27 protein-coding genes are annotated in these 21,764 nt (G+C 49.0%); 10 read left to right on the forward strand and 17 right to left on the reverse strand.

Annotated elements, in window-relative coordinates; all coding sequences use genetic code 11:
• Positions 1-65: 65 nt before the first annotated feature.
• The 6 genes from IE082_RS07060 to IE082_RS07085 form a co-directional block, all read right to left on the reverse strand.
• A complete protein-coding gene (locus tag IE082_RS07060; RefSeq protein ID WP_189493210.1) occupies positions 66-830 on the reverse strand; it encodes an ABC transporter ATP-binding protein in 765 nt (254 codons plus the stop codon).
• Between the two features lie 32 nt (positions 831-862).
• On the reverse strand, positions 863-1,981 hold the full coding sequence (locus IE082_RS07065) for a succinylglutamate desuccinylase/aspartoacylase family protein (RefSeq protein WP_189493211.1): 1,119 nt from the start codon (positions 1,979-1,981) through the stop codon (positions 863-865).
• Positions 1,982-1,988: 7 nt separating this feature from the next.
• Positions 1,989-2,696, reverse strand: coding sequence for an ABC transporter permease (locus tag IE082_RS07070; RefSeq protein ID WP_229809755.1), 708 nt, complete (start codon positions 2,694-2,696; stop codon positions 1,989-1,991).
• On the reverse strand, positions 2,689-3,390 hold the full coding sequence (locus tag IE082_RS07075) for an ABC transporter permease (RefSeq protein WP_229809756.1): 702 nt from the start codon (positions 3,388-3,390) through the stop codon (positions 2,689-2,691). Before IE082_RS07075 ends, IE082_RS07070 begins: the two co-directional genes overlap by 8 nt.
• Positions 3,391-3,478: 88 nt before the next feature.
• On the reverse strand, positions 3,479-4,276 hold the full coding sequence (locus IE082_RS07080) for a transporter substrate-binding domain-containing protein (protein ID WP_373295077.1): 798 nt from the start codon (positions 4,274-4,276) through the stop codon (positions 3,479-3,481).
• A gap of 213 nt (positions 4,277-4,489) precedes the next feature.
• Positions 4,490-5,140 carry an MBL fold metallo-hydrolase gene (locus IE082_RS07085; protein ID WP_189493213.1) on the reverse strand — a complete coding sequence of 217 codons (651 nt, stop codon included), beginning with the start codon at positions 5,138-5,140 and terminating at the stop codon, positions 4,490-4,492.
• Positions 5,141-5,360: 220 nt separating this feature from the next.
• Between IE082_RS07085 and IE082_RS07090 the strand changes: the two genes are divergently transcribed.
• The 4 genes from IE082_RS07090 to IE082_RS07105 all read left to right on the forward strand — a co-directional run bounded on the left by IE082_RS07090 (position 5,361) and on the right by IE082_RS07105 (position 8,716).
• Complete coding sequence (locus IE082_RS07090; RefSeq protein ID WP_189493214.1) at positions 5,361-6,515, forward strand: ATP phosphoribosyltransferase regulatory subunit; 1,155 nt, start codon at positions 5,361-5,363, stop codon at positions 6,513-6,515.
• Positions 6,516-6,577: 62 nt separating this feature from the next.
• On the forward strand, positions 6,578-7,891 hold the full coding sequence (locus IE082_RS07095) for an adenylosuccinate synthase (RefSeq protein WP_189493215.1): 1,314 nt from the start codon (positions 6,578-6,580) through the stop codon (positions 7,889-7,891).
• Between the two features lie 83 nt (positions 7,892-7,974).
• On the forward strand, positions 7,975-8,517 hold the full coding sequence (locus IE082_RS07100; RefSeq protein ID WP_189493216.1) for a phosphoribosyltransferase: 543 nt from the start codon (positions 7,975-7,977) through the stop codon (positions 8,515-8,517).
• 1 nt (position 8,518) lies between these two features.
• Positions 8,519-8,716: a DUF2788 domain-containing protein gene (locus IE082_RS07105; protein WP_189493217.1), complete on the forward strand. Its 198-nt coding sequence runs from the start codon at positions 8,519-8,521 to the stop codon at positions 8,714-8,716.
• A gap of 87 nt (positions 8,717-8,803) precedes the next feature.
• On the opposite strand, the gene sugE is transcribed toward IE082_RS07105, so the two are convergent.
• The 6 genes from sugE to IE082_RS07135 all read right to left on the reverse strand — a co-directional run bounded on the left by sugE (position 8,804) and on the right by IE082_RS07135 (position 12,395).
• Positions 8,804-9,124 carry a quaternary ammonium compound efflux SMR transporter SugE gene (sugE, locus tag IE082_RS07110; protein ID WP_189493218.1) on the reverse strand — a complete coding sequence of 107 codons (321 nt, stop codon included), beginning with the start codon at positions 9,122-9,124 and terminating at the stop codon, positions 8,804-8,806.
• A gap of 89 nt (positions 9,125-9,213) precedes the next feature.
• Positions 9,214-9,588 carry a hypothetical protein gene (locus IE082_RS07115; protein WP_229809757.1) on the reverse strand — a complete coding sequence of 125 codons (375 nt, stop codon included), beginning with the start codon at positions 9,586-9,588 and terminating at the stop codon, positions 9,214-9,216.
• A complete protein-coding gene (locus IE082_RS07120) occupies positions 9,585-10,109 on the reverse strand; it encodes a VUT family protein (protein WP_189493219.1) in 525 nt (174 codons plus the stop codon). Before IE082_RS07120 ends, IE082_RS07115 begins: the two co-directional genes overlap by 4 nt.
• A 161-nt stretch (positions 10,110-10,270) precedes the next feature.
• Positions 10,271-10,588, reverse strand: coding sequence for a ribosome hibernation-promoting factor, HPF/YfiA family (hpf, locus tag IE082_RS07125; RefSeq protein WP_189493220.1), 318 nt, complete (start codon positions 10,586-10,588; stop codon positions 10,271-10,273).
• A gap of 202 nt (positions 10,589-10,790) precedes the next feature.
• Complete coding sequence (locus tag IE082_RS07130) at positions 10,791-11,252, reverse strand: AtaL-like protein (RefSeq protein ID WP_189493221.1); 462 nt, start codon at positions 11,250-11,252, stop codon at positions 10,791-10,793.
• Positions 11,253-11,318: 66 nt separating this feature from the next.
• Positions 11,319-12,395, reverse strand: coding sequence for a DUF3108 domain-containing protein (locus IE082_RS07135; protein WP_189493222.1), 1,077 nt, complete (start codon positions 12,393-12,395; stop codon positions 11,319-11,321).
• 155 nt (positions 12,396-12,550) lie between these two features.
• On the opposite strand from IE082_RS07135, the gene IE082_RS07140 reads away from it, so the two are divergent.
• Positions 12,551-13,189, forward strand: a complete 639-nt coding sequence (locus IE082_RS07140) for a PhaM family polyhydroxyalkanoate granule multifunctional regulatory protein (RefSeq protein WP_189493223.1) — start codon at positions 12,551-12,553, stop codon at positions 13,187-13,189.
• Positions 13,190-13,313: 124 nt separating this feature from the next.
• Here the strand turns inward: IE082_RS07140 and IE082_RS11475 are convergent, their stop codons facing one another.
• Together IE082_RS11475 and IE082_RS07145 are read right to left on the reverse strand one after the other, a co-directional pair.
• The gene (locus tag IE082_RS11475; protein WP_373295078.1) at positions 13,314-13,469 is read right to left on the reverse strand and encodes a CPBP family glutamic-type intramembrane protease; all 156 of its coding nucleotides are present in this window, start codon (positions 13,467-13,469) and stop codon (positions 13,314-13,316) included.
• Positions 13,470-13,954: 485 nt separating this feature from the next.
• Positions 13,955-15,421, reverse strand: coding sequence for a DEAD/DEAH box helicase (locus IE082_RS07145; RefSeq protein ID WP_189493224.1), 1,467 nt, complete (start codon positions 15,419-15,421; stop codon positions 13,955-13,957).
• Between the two features lie 130 nt (positions 15,422-15,551).
• Here IE082_RS07145 and IE082_RS07150 point away from each other — a divergent pair, with 130 nt between their 5' ends.
• A complete protein-coding gene (locus tag IE082_RS07150; protein WP_189493225.1) occupies positions 15,552-15,776 on the forward strand; it encodes an accessory factor UbiK family protein in 225 nt (74 codons plus the stop codon).
• Between the two features lie 72 nt (positions 15,777-15,848).
• Here IE082_RS07150 and IE082_RS07155 read toward each other — a convergent pair whose 3' ends face one another.
• The 3 genes from IE082_RS07155 to IE082_RS07165 all read right to left on the reverse strand — a co-directional run bounded on the left by IE082_RS07155 (position 15,849) and on the right by IE082_RS07165 (position 18,541).
• Positions 15,849-16,319: a DUF494 family protein gene (locus tag IE082_RS07155; protein ID WP_189493226.1), complete on the reverse strand. Its 471-nt coding sequence runs from the start codon at positions 16,317-16,319 to the stop codon at positions 15,849-15,851.
• Between the two features lie 127 nt (positions 16,320-16,446).
• On the reverse strand, positions 16,447-17,589 hold the full coding sequence (dprA, locus tag IE082_RS07160) for a DNA-processing protein DprA (RefSeq protein WP_189493227.1): 1,143 nt from the start codon (positions 17,587-17,589) through the stop codon (positions 16,447-16,449).
• Between the two features lie 4 nt (positions 17,590-17,593).
• The gene (locus IE082_RS07165; protein WP_189493228.1) at positions 17,594-18,541 is read right to left on the reverse strand and encodes a hypothetical protein; all 948 of its coding nucleotides are present in this window, start codon (positions 18,539-18,541) and stop codon (positions 17,594-17,596) included.
• Between the two features lie 65 nt (positions 18,542-18,606).
• Between IE082_RS07165 and def the strand changes: the two genes are divergently transcribed.
• The 4 genes from def to IE082_RS07185 all read left to right on the forward strand — a co-directional run.
• Positions 18,607-19,110: a peptide deformylase gene (def, locus tag IE082_RS07170; protein ID WP_189493229.1), complete on the forward strand. Its 504-nt coding sequence runs from the start codon at positions 18,607-18,609 to the stop codon at positions 19,108-19,110.
• Positions 19,107-20,084: a methionyl-tRNA formyltransferase gene (gene fmt / locus IE082_RS07175; RefSeq protein ID WP_189493230.1), complete on the forward strand. Its 978-nt coding sequence runs from the start codon at positions 19,107-19,109 to the stop codon at positions 20,082-20,084. Before def ends, fmt begins: the two co-directional genes overlap by 4 nt.
• 39 nt (positions 20,085-20,123) lie before the next feature.
• The gene (htpX, locus tag IE082_RS07180; RefSeq protein WP_189493231.1) at positions 20,124-20,984 is read left to right on the forward strand and encodes a zinc metalloprotease HtpX; all 861 of its coding nucleotides are present in this window, start codon (positions 20,124-20,126) and stop codon (positions 20,982-20,984) included.
• Between the two features lie 389 nt (positions 20,985-21,373).
• A partial coding sequence (locus tag IE082_RS07185) for a hypothetical protein (RefSeq protein WP_189493232.1) occupies positions 21,374-21,764 on the forward strand: 391 nt, incomplete at its 3' end.

Below are 21,764 nucleotides of genomic sequence, written 5' to 3' on the forward strand. Positions count from 1 at the left end.
CGACTGCTGTTTGGTTTGGGCGCGGCATGAAAAATGCGCACCGTGTTTGTGCGCATTTTACCGTGTTATTTGAGGTTGCCTGACAAAAATTGCTTGAGTCGTTCGGATTGCGGATTGACCAAAATCTCGCGTGGGTTGCCTTGTTCCTCGATTTGACCTTGATGTAAGAACAATAGTTTATTCGATACTTCGCGGGCAAAACCCATTTCGTGGGTCACGACAATCATGGTGCGACCTTCGTCAGCCAAAGCGCGCATGACTTTCAATACTTCATTGACCAATTCAGGGTCAAGCGCTGAAGTCGGCTCGTCAAATAACAACACTTCAGGCTCCATCGCTAGTGCACGCGCGATGGCGACACGTTGTTGCTGCCCACCAGATAATGCGATGGGGTAAGCATTTTCAACGTTGTTCAGTCCGACTTTGGCCAAATATTTTTCAGCGCGCGCCTGTGCTTCTGCGGCAGGGATGCCGAGTACGCGCATGGGGGCTTCTTTGAGATTTTCCAACACAGTCATGTGAGACCAGAGATTGAAGTGCTGAAACACCATGGACAGGCGCGTGCGAAATTTTTGTAATTGTTTGGCATCGACGGCTTGCAGCTCGCCGTATTTATCGGCTTTGAGCTGTAGTTCTTCGCCTTTGAGTGCGATGCTGCCTTGATTTGGGTTTTCAAGTAAGTTCATGCAGCGCAGAAAGGTACTTTTGCCCGAGCCCGAGGAGCCGATGATGCTGATCACATCACCTGATTGAGCAGACAGTGATAAACCCCGCAGAACTTCTTTGTCGCCGAATTTTTTGTGAATGTTTTGTACGGTTAATGCATCCATGATGTGCCTCGATGGGTTGATTGAATGAAGAGTTAAGGTGAGAGTGTGGCATGAGCCAATTCTTTGGCGCCTGATATAGATATCAATGCATCCCCTGCATTGGCATAACGATAATAATTGCACGCGAAGACAAAGCCATCGATATGGCAGGTCAGTGGTGTGATGTTTTGAGTTAAAGGATTGATGATTTCAGCCACCATTTGACCTGAGCGAACATGATCGCCAGGCTCGACATGGTAGACAACCAAACCAGCTGCATTCGCTGACAGTCGCTCAACACCTGCTAATGGGCTGGGCTCAGCAATGATCGGTGGTAGCGACGCGGCATCTTGGACAATGTCACCTCGGTGCATGAGAAACTGCACGATAGCCCGTGCATCTTGCTGTGCTAACTCATGAGCCACATCCGCTTGACCGCGCAGCTCAACCGTTGTGGCGGTACACGCAGCGGGAATATTTGCATCGGGAAAGTAGCGGGCGAGCTTTGTCCAAGTGGTTGATAAGGCCTCATCGAATGGGTTGCATCCCGAGTCATCGGCGATGAGTTGGCATTGGCTACCCAAATAACGCGCCAAAGGCTCGACCTCAGGCCAACCATCTGGTGTCGTGTACATGTGCATCACCGCGCGCCAGTCGCAATGCAAATCCAACACGACATCCGCATCAAACGCCCAAGTTAGGAGCTGGTGGTGCATGGCTTCTAAAACCGTACCCGTTGGGTACTTTGTCAAGGCTCTTGCCATTGCAGCACGGATCTTGCTCACGTTGGCCTGTGCATCTTGGCCAAGTATCATTTGCGAATTTTGGATTTCTTTGAGCGTTAATTCGTACAAATCCAATTCGCCCAAACGATTGAAGTTTTGACCCGTGCCCAGTTCAAATCGTCCTTGCGTGGCGTAGAGAAGTTGCTGCGCCAGCCCAATCGGATTAGCGAGTGGCACCAAAACAATGTGAGACGAAATGTGATGAGCCAAGTCAGTCAGTTGCTGCCGCAGATGAAAAGCCGTCAGCGCACCGGGCAGCTCATCGGCGTGCAAGCTCGCTTGAATATAAACCTTGCGCACAGAGGACTCTTGGCCAAAGTGCAGAGCCGTTAAGCTCACACTTTGTCCAATACTGGAGTGCGGAAGGGGAATGGTTTCAATGCGCATGGGGTGATTAATGTGCTGAGCGTCTCAGGTAACCCATATAGCGTTTTTCGAGCAGTTTGAATCCACCGACGAACAACATCGTCAAACACAGGTAAATAATACCTGCCGCAATCGCGACAGGGAAAATATCCAAGGTTTTTGAGTAGAACGCTCGGAATTCGCCCGTGATTTCCATGAGTGTGATGGTCGAGGCCAAAGACGTGCTTTGCATCAGCATAATCACTTCGTTGCTATACGCGGGCAGTGCACGACGCAAACCAGAAGGTAAAATCACATGCTTCATGACTTGTACTGGCGACATGCCATAAGCTGTTGCGGCCTCCATTTCACCATGTGGTGTGTTGCGCAATGAGCCTGCGATGATCTCTGTGCTGTAAGCCGCAGTATTGAGTGTCAATGCCAAACAGGCCCAAAAGAAGCCGTCGCGCATGAATCCCAAACCGTTGACCTCTTGCAGCTTTTGAACCCATCCAAACTCGGGCAAGCCGTAATAGATGATGTACATTTGTACCAGTAGCGGTGTGCCCGTAAAAACGTAGGTAAAAAAGCCAACCGCTTTGCCACCAATGGTGCGTTTATTCATCCGCGGAATCGCCAACAACACCGCAATAAAAAAGCCAATGACGACAGCAATAAAGGTCAATAACATCGTGTCAGGTAAACCCAGAAGACAACGTTTGAAACCTTCTATGAAGTGTTCAAGAAATTTATCCACGTTTTAACCCCTTCATGCCGCGACTAAACCGTTTTTCAAGTTTATTAAAGATGATAAAAGACGCCGATGTTAAAACCAAAAACATCAACGCAGACACGCAGTTAAAAGCAAATGAAGCCGATTGGCTCGCGCCTGCTTGCTGTGCAATCCTCACCACATCGGTTAAACCGATCACCGAGACCAATGCCGTCGCTTTGGTTAAAGCCAGCCAGTTATTGCGAATACCAGGCAACGCGTGGCGCATCAGCTGTGGGAAAGTGATGCGAGAGAACACTTGCCAGCCATTCATGCCGTAAGCGCGCGCGCTTTCAAATTGACCATGTGGAATGGACAAAATCGCACCACGAAATGTCTCGGTAAAAAATGCCCCGTACACAAACCCCAAGGTTAATACACCTGCGATAAAAGGAGATAAAGAGACAGGAACGACTTCTAAGCGGTCAGCCATGGCATTGATCAGCATTTGAATACCATAGTACGTGAAGAAAATCCAAATCAACTCAGGGATGCCACGAACCACGGTGGAATAAATGGAAGCCAAAGAGACAAAGACAGGTTTGTCAGAGGTCTTTAAGGCTGCACCAATCAATCCGAACACCACCGCGACGGCCAAAGAGCCCAGCGCCAGCGAGACTGTCAACAATACCCCCTGTAGCATACTGGGTAAATAAAGTATGACTTGATTAAACCCCATGTTTGTCTCCTACTGTTTTTAGTATGGGAAAATGCAATGCCCACCGTACATCATAGGGTGGGCATTGTTTTTTTAATAAATCATCAAATTATTTACCGGTGTAAATGTCGTATTTGAAGTATTTGTCAGCGATTTCTTTGTATTTGCCATTCGCGCGAATCGCATCAAAGCCTTTGTTCAACTGATCCAACAATGCCTTGTCACCTTTACGCACAGCGATACCGATGCCATCACCAAAGGCTTTTGGATCAACACTCTCAGGTACTTTAACCAATTCTTTGAAGTTTTTGCCTTTGGCTGATTTCAAAAAATCATCAATCACACCTGTGTCAGCCAATACCAAGTCCGCACGTTTGGCCGCCAAGTCGGCGTAAGCCAGCTCGATGGTGTCATAGCTCTTGATTTTAGAATCTTTGAAGTTCGCTTTGATATAGTTTTCTTGAACAGTGCCTTTTTGGACTGCGATGATTTTGTCTTTCATAGACGTTGGCGTGATGTCAGTGCCGATAGCTTCTGCACCCAAGAATGAGCTTGGTGAGCTCCAGATTTTTTGCGTGAAATCAACTTTTCCTTTGCGCTCAGCCGTCATGCTCATTGATGAGAGAATTGCGTCGAATTTTTTTGCTTCCAATGCGGGGATGATGCCGTCAAAGGCTTGGTCCTGGAATGTGCATTCCGCTTTGATTTCTGCGCACATTGCCGTTGCCAAATCAATTTCAAAGCCGATGATTTTCCCGCTCGCGTCTTTCATCTCAAACGGTGCATAAGCAGCGTCTGTACCAAAGACGATTTTTGTTGGTGCGGCAGCAGTGGCTGGTGCATCAGTTTTTGGTGCGTCGGCTGTAGGTGCCGCCTCTTTTTTTGGCGCAGGTGTACAAGCGGCCATCATCACTGCCAAAGCTGCTGTCAAACCTAAGTTTTTTAATGTGTGTGTCATAGGGTGTTCTCCAAAGTGTGAATCAAAAATAGTGATTTGAAACTTTATTTTTTTGTTGCAAAAATGCAATGACTCGAATCATACGCCGTTTTTGGCGATAATCAAACAAAAACTCGCACCGGGTTGGTGCGAAGGACAGGTGTGTGGTTGATGGTGAGTTGATTAAGAGTATTTTTTGGTTTGCTTGAGGTATGGGTTATTTAAGCGTTCGCGGCCAAAAGTCGATGGGTTGCCGTGACCTGGGACGAATTGAATGTCATCACCGAGTGGAAATAACTTGTTCTGAATGCTGCTGATCAGCTCGTCATGATTGCCGCGAGGGAAGTCTGTGCGGCCAATTGAATTTTCAAACAATACATCACCGACCCAAGCGAGTTGCTGGGTTTTGGAGATAAACACAACGTGGCCTGGGGTGTGGCCGGGGCAATGCAGGACGTCTAATGAGTGATGGCCGACCGTGATGATGTCGCCCTCAACCAGCCAACGTGTGGGGTGGAATGCATGAGCGTGGCCAAAACCAAAGCGTTTGGCTTGCTCGTTCAGACCAGCAAGCCAGAATTGGTCTTCGATGTGTGGGCCAATGATGGGCACGTCGCCGAGTGCGGCGGCCAGCTCGGGTGCGCCTGCAGCGTGGTCTAGGTGGCCGTGGGTGAGTAGGATTTGTGTGACGTTGGCATTGGCTACGGTGATTTGCGCCATGATTCGGTCGATGTCGCCACCTGGGTCAACCACTGCGGCATCGCGCGTGGTTTCGCAGACGATGAGTGTGCAGTTTTGTTGAAATGGCGTGACGGGGATGATGTAAACCTTCATGTCTGATTCTCTATGGTTAATGATGTTTGAGGACAACCAATGCGTAAGCATAGCGCATTGAGTAAACGGATGAATAAAAAAACGTGAATTCCCAACGTTTTTCCCGTAGAATATCGGGGAAAAGCAGGGGTAGATTGCCCTGACAACACGCCTTTTCAACAAGGCGTGTTTTTTATTGTGGTTCAGACTAACCCGATTAATTTGATGGTGAAATAAATTCATGACCAATAACGCTTGGATGCTCCCAGACCAAATTTCCGATGTGCTGCCGCGCCAAGCCAGTACGCTTGAAGGGCTGCGTCGCGGATTGCTCGATCTTTACCAACAATACGGTTATGAACTGGTGATGCCGCCACTGGTGGAATATACCGATGCGCTGCTCGATGATGCTGACGAAGACGTGAATCTGCGCACCGTGAAGTGGGCGGATGCCATGACGGGCAAAACTTTGGCGATTCGTGCTGACATCACGCCCCAAGTGGCGCGTATTGATGCGCATTTGCTCAATCGTCAAGGCGTGACGCGTTTGTGCTACTCAGGCAGCGTGTTTCATGCGCGTGCCAACGGTCTGTTGATGTCGCGTGAGCCAATGCATGTTGGCGCTGAGGTTTACGGTCACGAAGGCTTAGAAGCCGATGCTGAGATTCAGACGTTGTTGCTCGCTTCGTTGCGTTTGTGTGGTTTGAAGGGTTTGCGCTTGGATGTGTCGCATGCGGGTATTGTGCGAGCATTGCTCTCTCGTGCACCGCAACTAGCGAGTGCGACCGATGAGGTTTATGCAGCCTTGCAGGCCAAAGATGCCGTAGTGCTTCGTGCCCTGACCATTGGCTGCGATCATGACGTTTGTCAGGGCTTACTCGCATTGCTCGATTTGTATGGAGGTGTGGATGTGATTGCTCGCGCGCGCGCGCTTTTACCTGTGGATGCCGTGATCACGGCTGCTTTGGATGATTTAAGTGTGTTGGCCGATTTGGATACGTCCGGTGTGTTGCAATTCGATCTGGCAGATTTGACGGGTTACCACTATCACACGGGTGTGATGTTTGCCGCTTATTGTTCGGGTGCCCCCAGTGCAATTGCCCGTGGTGGCCGATATGACCACATTGGTGAGCGTTTTGGCCGAGCGCGACCTGCGACGGGTTTTAGTTTGGATCTGCGTGAAATCACGGAACTGATGGTGTTTGATAAACCTGTGAAAGCGATTCGCGCACCATGGCTGATGGATGCTGCTTTGCGGGCTGCGATTGATGTGTTGCGTGCGAACGGTGAGATCGTGATTCAGCTGTCTGATGATGCGTCGGTGGAGCAGGACGCTTTTGTGTGCGACCGTGAGTTGGTGAGTGAGACTGGTGTTTGGTCGGTTCGGTCTTTGTGAGTTGAGACTTTTCCCGCTGGGAAAAGATGAGGCTTTTGAGGTTTTACTTTTAAGGATTTGATATGTTGGCAGCGCAAAAGCAGGGCAATATTGTCGTCATCGGTACCCAGTGGGGCGATGAGGGCAAGGGTAAAATCATTGACTGGTTGAGTGAAACCACACAAGGCGTCGTGCGCTTTCAAGGTGGTCACAATGCAGGTCACACCCTGATCATCAATGGCCACAAAACCGTGTTGCGTTTGATTCCTTCGGGCATTATGCATGCGGGTTTGCCGTGCTTTATTGGCAACGGCGTGGTGCTCTCGCCCGAGGCGTTGTTTAAAGAAATTGGGGAATTGGAAGCGGCGGGTGTGGATGTATGCAGCCGTTTGTTTATTTCGGATGCATGTACCTTGATTTTGCCGTATCACATTGCGTTGGATCAAGCCCGTGAGGCCAAGCGTGGCGATGCAAAAATTGGGACGACGGGGCGCGGCATTGGCCCAGCTTATGAAGACAAAGTGGCGCGCCGTGCCTTGCGCGTACAAGATTTGTTTAAGCCCACACAGTTTGCCGCCAAGCTGCAAGAAACCTTGGAATACCACAATTTCGTGTTGACCCAATACTTGGGTGCGCCAGCAGTGGATTACCAACAAACCTTGGATGAGTCACTCGCTTACGCTGAGCGTCTGCGCCCCATGGTGGCGGATGTCTCGGCAAAATTGTTTGAGATTCAGGCCAATGGTGGGCGTTTGTTGTTTGAGGGCGCGCAAGGCACTTTGCTCGACGTTGACCACGGCACGTATCCTTTCGTGACCAGTTCCAATTGTGTGGCAGGTGCAGCTGCGGCAGGTGCGGGTGTGGGTGCGAATCGCTTACCTTACGTGCTTGGCATTACCAAAGCGTACTGCACGCGCGTGGGGGCAGGTCCATTCCCAACCGAGCTGTACAACGCCGAAGGCATGAATGATGCGAATGGCAAACACATGGCTGATGTCGGTAAAGAATACGGTTCTGTCACAGGGCGCGCGCGTCGTTGTGGCTGGTTTGATGCTGCGGCACTCAAACGCTCGATTCAGACTAATGGTGTGAGCGGTTTGTCGATGATGAAGCTTGATGTGCTTGATGGTTTGCCTGAGGTCAAACTGTGTGTCGGTTATATGGTCAATGGTGTGCGCCATGATTTGTTGCCACGCGGCGCAGACGAAGTGTCTGAGTGCGAGCCGATTTACGAAACATTTGCGGGTTGGACAGACTCAACCTTTGGGGTGACACAGTGGGATAAGCTGCCTGCTGCCGCGCAAGCCTATCTGAATCGCATCGAAGAAGTCTGTGGTGTGCCGATTGCCATTGTTTCGACTGGCCCTGACCGTGTGCACACGATCCACAAGGCGTGATGTAATAACGTCATCTGATTTGTATTTTTCCTTTAAAATCGCGGGCATTACCGCGATTTTTCTTAATTTTTTGGGAGCACTTCATGCAACAAACCACAGAAACTGATTTATACGTCGATTGGCAAGGTTATCATCGGATGATTGAGCGTTTGGCCCTGCAAATTTATGAGTCCAATTGGCAATTTGATGTGGTGTTGAGTTTGGCACGTGGTGGATTGGTTGCAGGTAATGTTCTGTGCAGAATTTTTGATAAACCATTGGCAGTATTGTCAACCAGCTCATACCGTGAAGCGGTTGGCATGGAGCAAGGCGATTTGTACATCGGTAAAAACATTGCGATGACCCAAGGTGAATTGTCGGGCAACGTGTTATTGGTGGATGACTTGATTGACACGGGGGTGACACTGGCTGCGGTCAAAGAGCACCTCAAACAATCGTACCCTGCCATCACTGATGTGCGTTCGGCTGTCTTGTGGCGTAAGGGTTGGGCGAAACAAGAGCCTGATTATTGTGTGGATCTGTTGGATAATTCACCATGGATTCACCAGCCATTTGAGGCTTATGATGCTTTGCAGCCACACATGCTCAGTGCTTGGTTGAAAAAAGACGCGGGTAAGAAAGACTGATATGACCGAAGCAGAGTTTACCAATTTGGGTTTGTATGGTGGCATTGGCTTTTTGGTGTTGCTGATGTTGTTCATCGTCATCAAGTTGGCTAAAGATTCCAAAGCTGGGAAGTTTGGTACGATGATTTTGTTGATTGCTTTGGTACTGGGGGTGTTTGGTTTTCTGCTTAAAACAGTGGTAACGTGGTTTCTTGATTAAATCACACAAGACGTGTTTTAGATGAGAAGCGGCAAAAGTCAAAGAGACTTTTGTCGTTTGTTATGATCATTATACTGACGTTAGTTGTTAAGTCGGCGTGGCTAACTTCAGGCCAATAATGCCCAATACAATGAGGGCCAAGCTGAGCAAACGAGCTATATTGGCAGATTCGCCAAACAAAACGATGCCCAAAATGGCTGTGCCAACCGCACCCACTCCGACCCAAACTGCATAAGCTGTTCCTACGGGCAATGTTTTCATTGCTAGGCCAAGCAGTCCCACGCTGATCACCATCGCTAATATCGTGCCAATGGTTGGCCATGGTTTGGTAAAGCCATCTGTGTATTTGAGTCCAATGGCCCAGAAAATCTCGAACAACCCTGCTGTGACTAAAATAATCCAATTCATATTGAACACCTTTCTCATTAAAGGGGTCGTCCCCGATGATGTGCAGAGAGGTGAGGTCGCCCTCACTTCTATGGAAAACGGATGGTTTTTTATACTGTGCCGACGATAATGGATTGGCGCTGGTTCAATCCTTCGTACATAATATCGCCACTCACCTGTACATCATGTCCAAGAGCTTTGATACAGTCCAAGGCAACAACTTGCACAAAAAACTCCATGTCACGTACCACGGTGTGACCGTTGTATGCTTTGACGTACTCTTCTAAGGCAAACAATTCTAAAATTCGCGTTCCTGCCGTATAAGAAATCGTGAGTGTGCTGCCCGCAGCAGGGTTTTGACTCCTGTTGCATAAAATAGGTAAACCAACAATGTGCTCAATGCGCGTTGATAGCTCAGGGTGTGCGTTGTCGATGGTCTTCAGTGGCGCTGGCACATGAGCCGAGTCATGTGTGAGCCACATCACGCGAGGCTCGTACGTTTTTGGCGCCAGTTGTTCAATGCAAAAGCCAAGCCTCCTGCAATTACGGTTTTGAACAAAATGTCAGCCCAAATGATTTTACCGATGTCGGTATTGGTCATGTCACCATAAAATGCTAGCAGGTTGAACAATAGTGTATCGAGTGGAATGCTGATTGCATTGCTGGATAAGGCGCGGGTTAACCATGAATGCCGAGTAAGTCTTTGGTACATCGCTGTATCAGCCAATTCTCCGACTAAAATGGCGATAAAAGATGCCGCGATGAAGCGTTCGGGTGTGTTTAGATAAACAGCGGCTAAGATATTAGTCAGCACGGCCAAACCAATTGCGATGAAAACAGCGCGCAAACCAAATTGGTGTAGTTTGTCACGCAATGTGAACACCAGCGCGAAAAAAAGCGTGCCCCAGCTGAGCTTACCTAAAATACCTAACTCAATAAAGTGATCTAAGTAAAGATTGGCGAACAAAACGCTCGCAACGTATAAAAACGTCCAGATGTATAACATAATGACTCCGTGCCTCGCGTCACAAGCGAGAGAATGATTGAACAGTGCCCATCAGTAGAGAACCGACGACGGCTGACATTTTAGCATTCATCAGGACGGTTTCACGATAAAAAACCGCGTTGAGCACGCGGTTTTTTATTTTGGTTTCAAATACTCGGCTTTTATGCGACATCCTGACGTTTTAAGTCAGAGTGATGCTCTTTGTTTTTACTGTTAAATTTTGTGACTTGACGGTCCAGTTTATCGGCAACCAAATCGATGGCGGTGTATAAATCGTCCTCGATATCTTCGGCTTGGAAATCATGACCTTTGCTGTGCAGGCGCAGCGCGGCTTTGTGTTGCCCTTTCTCGACAGAAAACGTGGCGTGAATGTCAATGGCTTGGGGGAAGTGACGCTTTACGCGGACGAGCTTTTCGGACAGATAATCGCGCAGGGCTGGGGTGACTTCGACATGGTGACCTGACAAATGAACGTTCATGATAAACCTCCGTCATACATTAAGTTGTGCGGCGCATCAAGTGGTTAACGCAACGCACGGTTGATAACGACTACTTTTTATGCGAACCGATACGGCTGGTGCATGGCTTTCAGATTACGCCGATTAAGCCACGCTTGCAAGTAGGACGCGTGAAAAAATCATGACAATCTATCGTGCGCTGCAAAAAATAGCGATGAGCTTCCTAATGTCGAACACTCAATGCCTGCTCGCGAATGATGCGAATCATGTCTGCATCTGCCGCTTGGTAAGCAGCTTTGATGATGCCTAACAGTTGCTCTTCTTCAGGATTCGTTGGGTCTGGGAATTGGGTGGTGTAACTGAACGTCAGCGACAAGTCGTCATTCACTTGAATCAATAATCGCCCAGATGGTGCAGTGGGTGTCTCTTCAGTGACGAATTCAATCGATTGCTGCGGTACAACAAAAACACTGTCGCGTACCTGATGCGCACCAAAGTGCAACACACGGCGATAGACGGTCGGCGATTCATCGTGATTTTTGTCAGTGATATCGACTGAGTCCAATCCAAGCGTGAAGCGCGTCTGTTCGGTGATGCGCAGAATCAAACCATTCCAAATTTGGCTGAGGGTCAGTGCTGGATGATTGGCACTGTTGATGGCGAGGGTGTGGGAAAGTTCAATCATGGCGTCAAAAAATGGGTGGTAAATGGCGTATTTTAGCTTGAAATACGGTGGCTCATGGTGCACTGCTCAATCAGGGCTGTTGCGGCTCACTAAATTCACATAGCCTTTGTCGTCTTTGAAAGTGATTTCAATGCGCAGCGGACGATATTGCTTGCTGGGGACAAACCAAGCTCTGATGGTAGCGATGCTGCCGTTTTCGATGTTGAATGTCACTGGTATGCCTGTGAATGTCCCATCATCGGTCACCACTTCTGCTGCCGCTCCTGATTGAATGCGCATATCGCTGATTTGGCTGCTGCGGGCAACTGGCAGTGTGAATGAGGCATTGGTTTTGCCCGATTGAAAAAAAGATTGGACATAGACGATTGCTGATAAGTAATCATAGACGACGTTATGTTTGAGTTCTTGTACACCTCTTGAGCCAAAATGCATTTCTTTGGTGGCATAATCTACGCCGAGAGTGTTAACCCGAGCTTTACCAATCAGTTTGGTCTTTTTATCAGTGAAACGCTCTACTGCGATGGTATCACTGCGGATTTGTCCTTTTGAGGTTGCCTCGATGCCAAAACCAGCAGCTTTGGCTTCGAGTGACGCAGTATAAGTTTCGCCTGACTTGTTAAAAATCAGTGTGCCACCACCACCTGCTTCGAATCCTTTGTACTCCCCTTTTGCCTCATACTTTACTGTAAAACCACCATTTATTTTTACTGGCGATGGCACCCCGCTGGGTAATTCTGCCTGTGCGGGAGGGCTTTGATTGCCTCTGTTCTCGCCCGCATCACCTAAGCCGCTGCCTGTGCCTGTTTTGTCCTGCTCGGCAACACCGTCACTGAGTGCTTTGCCGCTATTGTTCTGGTTCTTGCCTTGGCTATTCTTTGCTTGGCTGGCCATACCTTTGGCGGCGGCTTTGCCCTCAGATGCGTTGCTTTGCTTGGCGACTGGAGCGATGACGGGTGCAGGGGTTTCAGGAATGGGCTTTGGTGGCGGCAGGATGGTGGTGTCGATGGTTTGCGGAGGTTGAATTGCATCAGGAGTGAATTCCGTGGCAGTGAACCACAACCCGCCGAACACGCAAGCGTGTGCGAGCGCACTGACTAAAAGGCTGCTGCGTGAGGCATGCTTTGATGGGGCGAGTTTGATCATTGGGGAGCGTTGGTGATTTAGATGTTGCTTTAAACCGTGGTGGGGATTTTGGTTGACCGCGATGCTTTCTTATGGGGTTGTTGTGCTATTGATTTTGTATGAATATGGCGTATGATGCCCTATCTGTAGTACGTTTTGTTACTTTAGGAGTGATTATGTTTCTGCAAATGCCGTCTTTCTTTCCGTGGGCGAATGGGTCAAGCCAAACAGACAAACCTGAAGCCATGTTTGCGGGCGTTCCTTTGGTCAACCCACTGCTTCATGATGCGCAGCAAAATATGGAGACGCTTGATGAGCGCATTGCGCAGTTTGAGTCCGTTGCACAATGGCTGAGTATGAATCTGCAGATGGTCAATCACGCTGTACAGCAATTGCAGGTACAAAAGCAAACATTGTTTGCTTTGGCGCAATGGCAAACGATGTCCAAAGATGCCTTGAGTGAATGGTCGAAAGTCAATCCATTTGCTAACAATGCAGATTCGGCTGAGGCGTCATCTAATCAAGAAGTCCCTCAAAAAAAACCAAAGGCTGGTGCCAAGCCAAGAACCAAGTCTAAAGATGTCGCTGCAACTCAGATGCCTGCGCAAGCTGAGTCAGTCCACAAAATACCGGCTGCTTTTGAACACATGACTCAATCATGGTGGGATGGGCTGCAAACTCAATTCGCCCAGCTTGCACAACCGATAGTGAGTGGTGCGGCAGATAAGACAACTCCGATAAACCGCGTCCAAAAACCGCCAACTACAGCGAAAAAAGCATCCTCAACTCGTCAGACACGCACCAAACCTTTATGAAGTAGCTGACTTGCTTAATTGGCATGTGGCTGAACCAATGACATTTGGTGTCAACAGCTTGAGTGTTTTCAGTTGTTGGTCATGGAGAGATGGGACAATTTTATCAAGGTTGTACAAGGCTGTATTAAACCAAGGAAATCAGGACTGTCGCCATCAAATTGTTGACCACATGCATGAGTATCTGCGTTATTAGAAAGTTTGTTTTTAGTCGATCAAAGCCAAGCACAACGCCGAGTAAAAATACCTGAAACATTTCGTGAGCGTTGCACCGAGCGTGAATGACCCAATGCTCGGGGTTGTCTGTTGCCGATACTGCTCGTCGTTTAACTCTCTAAACTTTAGCTAAATGGCCTTTGCATTGAGTCCAATAATAAAACCCCATCAACACGTAAATTAAAACGCAATACAATAAATCATATCAATCATAAATTCAATATCATCCCAGTTGGGATTTGTATGGCAAACCAAATTACTTATGCGCCTTGTATGGATCAAAGCCATACAAATCAAGGCCAATGGCAAACAGTCATCTTTGACTCATCGGAGCGTATTGTGTGGCTTTTGTGCAACGGTGGTACAGTTGTTTTTTAAGTGTTTCCAGTCATACACAACCCACTCCAAAGCAAGAGACGGATTTATAAAAATGGGTACTTTAAATTTATTTTTTCGGTTTGATGTGGGGTTCACGGCAGAGCGATTACGCAGGTTTTAATCAAACATAGCATTAGAGCTACCCTGAGCGAACGGACTTGTTTTTTTAGATGCTTATTTCTTTTTGGCGAAGAGCGCGGCAGTCGGCTTGCGAGGCGTGTTTGACTCGACTCTGTTTAGCGGTGCAACGGTTGGTGTGTTGGCAGTTGTCGCGGGTGCTATCGCTGGTTCGTAGGGTTTTGAGAAGAATGGGTCGTTCGACAGGCGCGTTTTGCTGCGTAGGCGTTCGAGTTCAAAGTCATTAATCGGGTTGGCTCGATGGGGGGCTGGGCGCTCATTGCTGCGCGGGCGTTCTGTTCTGTCACGCGGAGCACCTTCGGGTTTGTGTTCTCGGTTGGTGCGACGCTCAATTGTTGGGAGGGTCAGTGTGACGGCTTCTAAAGGTTTTTGGGTGAGTTTGACGATGGCGTCGAGCAGCTTACTGTCACGGTCAGTGACGAATGCGATGGCACGGCCTGTGGCACCTGCTCGTCCTGTTCGGCCAATGCGGTGGACGTAGTCCTCTGCTGAAAAAGGCAAGTCGTAGTTGACGACGCAGGGCATGTCTGAGATGTCTAAGCCGCGTGCTGCAATATCTGTGGCGACGAGCAGTGGTACGAGTCCTTTTTTGAAATCGTCCAGCGTGGCCAAACGTTCGGTTTGGGTTTGGTCGCCGTGAATGGCGCGGACATTGAGGCCTGATTGCTCAAGGAATCTGGCCAATGAGCGTGCCTCGAGCTTTTTGTTCACGAAAATCATGGCTTGCTCAATACCTTCGGTTTTGATGATGTGCACGAGGGCGGCGCGTTTGGTTTCTTCTGTGACTTTGTGAGCGGTTTGAGTCACGTTGTTTGAGGTGGCGTTGCGTTGAGCCGTTTCAATTGTGACGGGATTTTTTTGATAGGACTGAGCGAGTTTGCGAATCTCTGGTGAAAATGTGGCTGAGAACAGCAACGTTTGGCGAGATTTGGGCAGTAAATTCAAAATTCGTTGTAAGTCAGGCAAAAATCCCATGTCGAGCATACGGTCTGCTTCGTCAAGCACCAAATAGTTGACCTGTGCCAAAGAGACATTGCCTTGCTCTAAATGGTCAAGTAGTCGTCCTGGTGTTGCGACGAGAAACTCAACGCCTGCACGCAGGGAGGGGGATTGCGATTTGATGTCCATGCCGCCGAAGACAACTGCGGTGCGGATGGGGGTATGTTTTGAGTATTTGTCTGCGTTTTCGGCCACTTGTACTGCAAGCTCACGTGTTGGACAGAGGACTAAGGCGCGGACTGGGTGACGCGCAGGTGAGGTGCTGGTGGAGGCGAGTGGCAGAAGTTTTTGTAATATAGGTAGTGTAAAGCCCGCTGTTTTGCCTGTACCTGTTTGTGCTGAGCCCATGACATCTTGACCTGTGAGAACGACAGGGATGGCTTGAGCTTGAATGGGGGTTGGGGTGGTGTAGCCTGACTCTTCGATGGCGCGCAGGAGACGTGCATCAAGATCGAATTCAGAAAAATGAGTGGGTGTGGCGGTAGTTACGGTTGTTGCAGTCATTGGGTCAGTGTCATTCGTGGATGCGCTTTGTGCGCGGCATCAAAAAGTGGTGTTAAAATAAGGTGTTATTATATACGCATGCACTCACAGGCAATGAGTTTTCATGTCTGCATGTGTTTTTTAGGAGTTTATGATGAGTCAACAGTGGCAAAGTACGGTCGAACAATTGATGAGCAACAGTCCGCTGAAGGATTTGACGGACAACGTTAAGACATTTCTCGTGGGCAGTTTGCGTAATCTGGATGTGGTTACGCGAGAGGAGTTTGATGTGCAGGCGGCCATGCTGGCGCGTACACGTGAGAAGCTGGAGTTGTTAGAGAAGCAAGTGACAGCTTTAGAGGTGCAATTAAAGTAATTGGGTGCGTCAGCATTCAGCAAAAAGCACTCTGAAAACCTTCATGGTCAGAGTGCTTTTTTCGCATTGTCTTTAATGCATGACATCATCAAAATGATCCAAAAGCGAGTGCAGCAGCAGCTCATCAATGTCGTGATTCTCTGCCCACATGATGGTTAATAACAACGCTTTGAATTGGTCAACCGAAGTCATAGCATGTGGTAGCAGCATACAGCGTTCAACAATGCGCTCACGTTGTATGTCATCGATGCTGCCCGCTTGTTCCAGTTGAGCCAACAGTGCGATGCCTTCATCGCCGATTTGGCTGCGCTCGGATGAGTGGTACACACGAGAACTGCCCTGAGTCATGCGATGGTATTGTGTCATGGGTAAAGGTTGACGCAACTGTTCAATCCACAGCACGGCTGCGCGAACTTCGTGCTCATCAAAACCTTCATACGACATGCGACGAGCCAATGTCAGCGCGTCTGGGCACTGAGCGATGCCATTGTAATTTTCAAAAAGATAAAAAAAGATATCAACCACGAAATACGTTCCTGTCATTCGACTGCATCAATACTGTCTTAGATTGACGCAAAACGTGCATTTTACCGTACCGTGGTGGTGGTTGCTTGTTATTTGACCACAAGTGCTGAAAAATTGAGTCAGTGTGGTTAAAACTGCTCTAAATTTAGGACAGTCGAGCGTACACGTTGCCATCACGTTTTTCTACGCGACCTGATAGTTCCAATATCATGAGTTCGGCAGATAGCTCGGCGATTGAGAGATGACTGCGCTCGGCGAGTGTGTCCAAGTCACAAGGATCAAATCCCAAATGTTGCAAAATGGAGGTTTGTGTTGCATTGTCTATCGCGTCACCATCGCTGTTGCTTGATGGGTCTGTTGATTGGGTTGCTGGCTCGTGTGTGACGCTTGGCAGATGCAGCTCTTCGAGTATGTCGGCGGCGGACTCGACCAGTTTGGCTCCTTGGCGAATCAGTGCGTGGCAGCCACGCGTCAGTGGTGAGTGGATGGAGCCAGGGATGGCAAATACTTCGCGGTTTTGATCCAAGGCTTGGCGAGCCGTGATGAGCGAGCCGGACTGCAGTGCCGCTTCGACAATCAGCACGCCATGAGAGAGCCCTGAAATGATGCGATTGCGGCGTGGGAAGTTGTTTGCAATGGCTTTGCAGCCCAGTGGGAACTCGCTGATAATCACGCCATGTGCCGCGATTTGGTGTGCCAAGTCACGGTTGCGAGCAGGGTAGATAATATCTGCACCCGTGCCGATGACAGCGATGGTTGTCGCGTGTGGGTTGTGCGCGGACAGCGCGCCGCGATGTGCTGCGGCATCAATGCCCAAAGCGAGACCCGAGACAACGGTGAGACCATCTGCCGCGAGTTCGCGAGCGAAGTGCTCGGCGTTTTGTAAACCGCCTGTGGTCGCGTTTCGGCTACCGACGATGGCCAGCGCGGGGTGGTGATTGAGCAGTTCAATTCGTCCTTTGGCGTACAACATGACAGGGGGATCAGCGGTTGAAAGCAGGTGCTGCGGATAATGGGGTGAGTCAAGTGTGAGGACGTGATTTTCGGGTGTTTCAAGCCATTTTTGCGTGATTTCGAGTTGCTTTGCAAAGGCATCGTCAGTGGGTGCAAGTAAACTGCGCGCGACTTTATCAGAGGTGATGTTCGCCAGTGTGGTGTGGCTTTGTTTGAATACATTGTGCGGCAGACCGAATGCAGACAGCAGTTTTTGGGCGGTGATGTCACCCACGCCGTCAGTGAGCAAGAGGCGCAGCCAGTCGATGAGGTCGTCTTCGGTGATTTTGGTCATGGCTTTATTTCTCGTTGGGCTGGTGGCTGAGCTTGTTTGAGAGCTGAATGGTTTGGCCCGTTGCGATTTCTGCAGCCGTGTCTGTCACGGCTGCGACCGAGTGATTGGCGTAGACGCGAAGCAAGCGTACTTGAGCCGCTGGTTTTCGCCGTGCTTGGGTGCTCAGTGTATTGTCAGTCAATGTGCCGTACTGACCAGCGACTAAACCTGCATTTGAGCCTTTGTCAATTAAGACGACATTGCTTTGGTTTGTGTTGTGTATGAAATACGCTGCGCCAATCGGGGCAATGATTTTGGCCGTAGTGGCTTGGGGTTGTGATGTGGTGGGCAGCTTGTTTGTGGGGCTGCTGAAGTAGCAGTGATGCGGAATTAACTTATCTTCCTTGGACAGTTCTGAGGTGAGCATACCGACGCGTAAGGTGACCGCTTTTTCAGAGTGGCTGTCGTCTTGCTCAATGTCGGTCACGTAGGCAAAGCCTGTGATTTCGACCGTGTAGCCGAGGGGATATTGATAACGTGTTGACTTAACCGCTTTGACTCTCGCGGTGTAGAAAAAAGCATCGGACTGCGTGCTATCAGTGTTTTTGAGAAACAGGTTTGTGTGCTCATTGAACGCTTTGTCATCCGAAATAATGGGCGGCGATACTGTGCTGGGTAGGTGGGTTTTGATAATGGCATCTTGTTCAATCAGCATTCGAGGTTCTTCTGTGCTGAAATTGAGGGTGTGGCGTGACAAAGCATCGCTGTCATTGGGAAGGTAATTCCAATAGCTTGTGCCAAAACCAACAAAGCCATTAGGCATAGGCGTTAGGCCAAAAGCCGTGCATTGATTCGACGTATTTGGTTTGATGTCTTGTGCCAATGCATGAGGTGTGTTGCCAATCAGTACGGTGGCCAGCAGAGCTGTGATAAAATGCTCGGTGCGTTTAACGCTGTTTTTATAGTGGTTCATGATGGATGTTCGGGTGGTTTGACCGTGGTTATCATAGTACAAACTTTTTCAAAGAGTAAGAGATTATGGCAGTTCTGTCGATTTTAAAATTTCCTGACCCGCGGCTACACACTGTGGCGAAACCCGTGACGCAAGTCGATGAGCGTATTCGTCAGCTGGCCAAAGACATGGGTGATACGATGTATGAGGCCAATGGTGTCGGCTTGGCTGCCACGCAAGTGGATCAGCACATCCGCATGATTGTGGTGGATGTCTCAGAGACGCGCGACCAACTGCAAGTATTCATCAATCCTGAAATCATTGGGCAATCAATGGAAAAAAAAGAATGGGAAGAAGGCTGCTTGTCCGTGCCCGAAGTCTATGACGTGGTCACGCGTCCTGACCGTGTGCGTGTGCGTGCGATGGATTTGGACGGAAAAACCTTTGAAGTGGAAGCGGATGAGTTGCTTGCGGTGTGTTTGCAACACGAAATCGACCATCTAAATGGTAAGGTATTTGTGCAGCACTTATCCAATCTCAAACAGAATCGCATCAAAACCAAAATCAAAAAACAACAGGCGGTCAAATGAATGATGGCTTAAAAGTGATTTTTGCGGGCACGCCGGTGTTCGCTGCCAAGGCACTACAATCCATCATCGAGGCAGGGTTTGACGTACCGCTTGTGCTCACTCAGCCTGATCGACCAAGTGGGCGCGGGATGAAGCTCACACCAAGTCCTGTCAAACAAGTGGCACTGAATCACCACATCACCGTCGCTCAGCCGACGTCACTTAAGCTCGATGGCAAATATCCTGACGAGGCGAGTGCTGCACGTGAGACGCTGACGGCTTGTCAGGCTGACATCATGGTGGTGGCTGCCTATGGTTTGATTTTGCCGACTGATGTGTTGCAGATCCCTCGCCTTGGTTGTATCAATATTCACGCGTCACTGTTGCCTCGTTGGCGCGGTGCCGCGCCGATTCATCGCGCAATTGAAGCGGGCGATAGCCAAACGGGCATTACCCTCATGCAGATGGATGAGGGCTTGGATACGGGTGATATGCTTGCGGTTGAGTCGTTGGCTATTGAGTCGAATCACACCACAGCAACCCTGCACGATGCTTTGGCCGAGATGGGGGCGCGCATGGTGGTGGACTACCTCATGCAGCTGAAAAACAACACTTCGCCACAACCAACGCCACAGCCTGAATTGGGTGTGACTTATGCACAAAAAATACACAAAGAAGCATCATATTTAGCGTGGACAAAAACTGCAGCAGAACTGGAGCGACAAATCCGTGCCTTTGACCCTGCGCCTGGTGCGGTTGCAAAAATGTCAGACGCCACTACATTCAAAATCTGGGCGGCTCAGGTGCTTAATGACGATGATCATCAAAATGTCGAAGCAGGTACATTGCTTCATGTTGATAAGAGCGGCATTGATGTTGCCTGCGGTCAAGGCGTGTTGCGTATCACCGAAGCGCAGCGCGCTGGTGGTAAACGCATGTCTGTGGCACAGTTTTTAGATGGGTTTCATTTAACGGCTGGGATAAAGCTGGTGTGATAAACAAGGGATGTTTTTTAGAATGAACGGAGTAACACCATGTGGAATATGACCAAGACTTTTATGCTTATGGCGGCCATTACGGCCTTGTTTCTCGTGATTGGACAGGTGATTGGCGGACAAAATGGTATGATTTTTGCCCTTGTTTTGGCCTTAGGTATGAACTTTTTTTCGTACTGGTTTTCGGACAAAATGGTTCTGAAAATGTACAACGCGCAAGAAGTTGACGCCACCACTTCACCAGAGTATTACAACATGGTGCAAGAGCTCGCCATGCGTGCCCAAATCCCCATGCCCAAGGTTTACCTCATCAATGAAGATGCGCCCAATGCTTTTGCCACAGGACGCAATCCATCACATGCAGCGGTTGCGGCGACCACAGGCATTCTTCGCGCATTGAATGCACGTGAGTTGCGCGGCGTTATGGCGCATGAGTTGGCGCATGTCAAGCACCGAGATATTTTGACGTCAACGATTGCTGCGACAATGGCGGGTGCGATTTCGTCTTTGGCTAACTTTGCGATGTTTTTTGGTGGTCGTGATGAAGAAGGTCGTCCCACCAATATGGTTGCCAGCTTGGCTGTGATGTTTCTTGCACCGATGGCGGCAGCGATGATTCAGATGGCGATTTCGCGTGCGCGTGAGTTCGAAGCTGATCGGGGTGGCGCAGAGATTTCGGGTGATCCATTGTCTCTGGCGTCTGCTTTGGACAAAATCCATAAGTATTCGGCGGGTATTCCTTTCGGTGCAGCCGAGAGTCATCCAGCAACAGCACAGATGATGATTATCAACCCATTATTTGGTGGAAGCATCTCTAAACTCTTTTCTACTCATCCTGCGACCGAAGAGCGCATTGCGCGTTTGCAAGAAATGGCGCGCACGGGGGCTTACCCCGCTTAAAAGGGCAGTCGTGACCTCAAAACGCCAACAGTTGTTGGCGTTTTTTTGTGCTTAAAAGTATGTTTCGCACCAAATGGGTGCTTTTTGATGGTTAAGATCGCTTTACCAAAAGCATATCGGTTGTGCGCAGGCTGCTGATTTCTTGTGGTGTGGTCGAATTGCAACGTTTTTTGACGGCTTATTTCGGACTTCTGGATGGTTAATTATAATATTCTTCCGAAACGAGAGCGTTAAGGTTATAATATATGATGTAAATGAAAGTAATGTAAGGAAAGCGAAAGTTTTCTGCGCTATTTCCGCTCTCGATTTATATATATCTCCGAGAAGCTGCTGGTTTTTCAATAGGTGAGTTTGAAATGTATAGTAATAAAATAAAATTATCAGTCTTGATGTCATTGTTAATTTCGTCGGGGGTGCTCCCGCTTTATGCGCAAGAAATAGTTTCTGATGCAGTTTCTGATGCATCCGTCGGATCTGTGCAGTCACAAGCGAAGTCGGCAAAAGATGAGATGGCTGTAGGGACTGAGAAAGGCAAGCCGCCTGCGGTTGTCCGACCGTTGAATAAGGTTGTGAATTTGCCGGAGAAGGGCAAGATATGGGTAACGGAAGATCCAGCGGTTATCACACCTAATTTATCGGTTAGTGCGCCATCCAGCGTTGGTTTTTCTGATGGCAAGGTAGCCGAGCCTGTTTTGTTTAACGTGTACACGAATTACGCCCCGTTCATAGAGAAGGCGGAGGTATTGGTTTATGCGCCAGAGGACGTTGATCGCACGAAGC

This window comes from Formosimonas limnophila, from assembly GCF_014652675.1.
In the GTDB taxonomy this organism is placed as follows: Bacteria; Pseudomonadota; Gammaproteobacteria; order Burkholderiales; family Burkholderiaceae; genus Hydromonas; species Hydromonas limnophila.

Bases quoted from the DNA above. Each gene is read 5' to 3' on its own strand.
- IE082_RS07060 (WP_189493210.1), bottom strand. From the start codon at position 830: ATGGATGCATTAACCGTACAAAACATTCACAAAAAATTCGGCGACAAA.
- IE082_RS07065 (WP_189493211.1), bottom strand. From the start codon at position 1,981: ATGCGCATTGAAACCATTCCCCTTCCGCACTCCAGTATTGGACAAAGT.
- IE082_RS07075 (WP_229809756.1), bottom strand. From the start codon at position 3,390: ATGGGGTTTAATCAAGTCATACTTTATTTACCCAGTATGCTACAGGGG.
- IE082_RS07080 (WP_373295077.1), bottom strand. From the start codon at position 4,276: ATGGCCGCTTGTACACCTGCGCCAAAAAAAGAGGCGGCACCTACAGCC.
- IE082_RS07085 (WP_189493213.1), bottom strand. From the start codon at position 5,140: ATGAAGGTTTACATCATCCCCGTCACGCCATTTCAACAAAACTGCACA.
- IE082_RS07090 (WP_189493214.1), top strand. From the start codon at position 5,361: ATGACCAATAACGCTTGGATGCTCCCAGACCAAATTTCCGATGTGCTG.
- IE082_RS07095 (WP_189493215.1), top strand. From the start codon at position 6,578: ATGTTGGCAGCGCAAAAGCAGGGCAATATTGTCGTCATCGGTACCCAG.
- IE082_RS07100 (WP_189493216.1), top strand. From the start codon at position 7,975: ATGCAACAAACCACAGAAACTGATTTATACGTCGATTGGCAAGGTTAT.
- IE082_RS07105 (WP_189493217.1), top strand. From the start codon at position 8,519: ATGACCGAAGCAGAGTTTACCAATTTGGGTTTGTATGGTGGCATTGGC.
- sugE (WP_189493218.1), bottom strand. From the start codon at position 9,124: ATGAATTGGATTATTTTAGTCACAGCAGGGTTGTTCGAGATTTTCTGG.
- IE082_RS07120 (WP_189493219.1), bottom strand. From the start codon at position 10,109: ATGTTATACATCTGGACGTTTTTATACGTTGCGAGCGTTTTGTTCGCC.
- hpf (WP_189493220.1), bottom strand. From the start codon at position 10,588: ATGAACGTTCATTTGTCAGGTCACCATGTCGAAGTCACCCCAGCCCTG.
- IE082_RS07130 (WP_189493221.1), bottom strand. From the start codon at position 11,252: ATGATTGAACTTTCCCACACCCTCGCCATCAACAGTGCCAATCATCCA.
- IE082_RS07135 (WP_189493222.1), bottom strand. From the start codon at position 12,395: ATGATCAAACTCGCCCCATCAAAGCATGCCTCACGCAGCAGCCTTTTA.
- IE082_RS07140 (WP_189493223.1), top strand. From the start codon at position 12,551: ATGTTTCTGCAAATGCCGTCTTTCTTTCCGTGGGCGAATGGGTCAAGC.
- IE082_RS07145 (WP_189493224.1), bottom strand. From the start codon at position 15,421: ATGACTGCAACAACCGTAACTACCGCCACACCCACTCATTTTTCTGAA.
- IE082_RS07150 (WP_189493225.1), top strand. From the start codon at position 15,552: ATGATGAGTCAACAGTGGCAAAGTACGGTCGAACAATTGATGAGCAAC.
- IE082_RS07155 (WP_189493226.1), bottom strand. From the start codon at position 16,319: ATGACAGGAACGTATTTCGTGGTTGATATCTTTTTTTATCTTTTTGAA.
- dprA (WP_189493227.1), bottom strand. From the start codon at position 17,589: ATGACCAAAATCACCGAAGACGACCTCATCGACTGGCTGCGCCTCTTG.
- IE082_RS07165 (WP_189493228.1), bottom strand. From the start codon at position 18,541: ATGAACCACTATAAAAACAGCGTTAAACGCACCGAGCATTTTATCACA.
- def (WP_189493229.1), top strand. From the start codon at position 18,607: ATGGCAGTTCTGTCGATTTTAAAATTTCCTGACCCGCGGCTACACACT.
- fmt (WP_189493230.1), top strand. From the start codon at position 19,107: ATGAATGATGGCTTAAAAGTGATTTTTGCGGGCACGCCGGTGTTCGCT.
- htpX (WP_189493231.1), top strand. From the start codon at position 20,124: ATGTGGAATATGACCAAGACTTTTATGCTTATGGCGGCCATTACGGCC.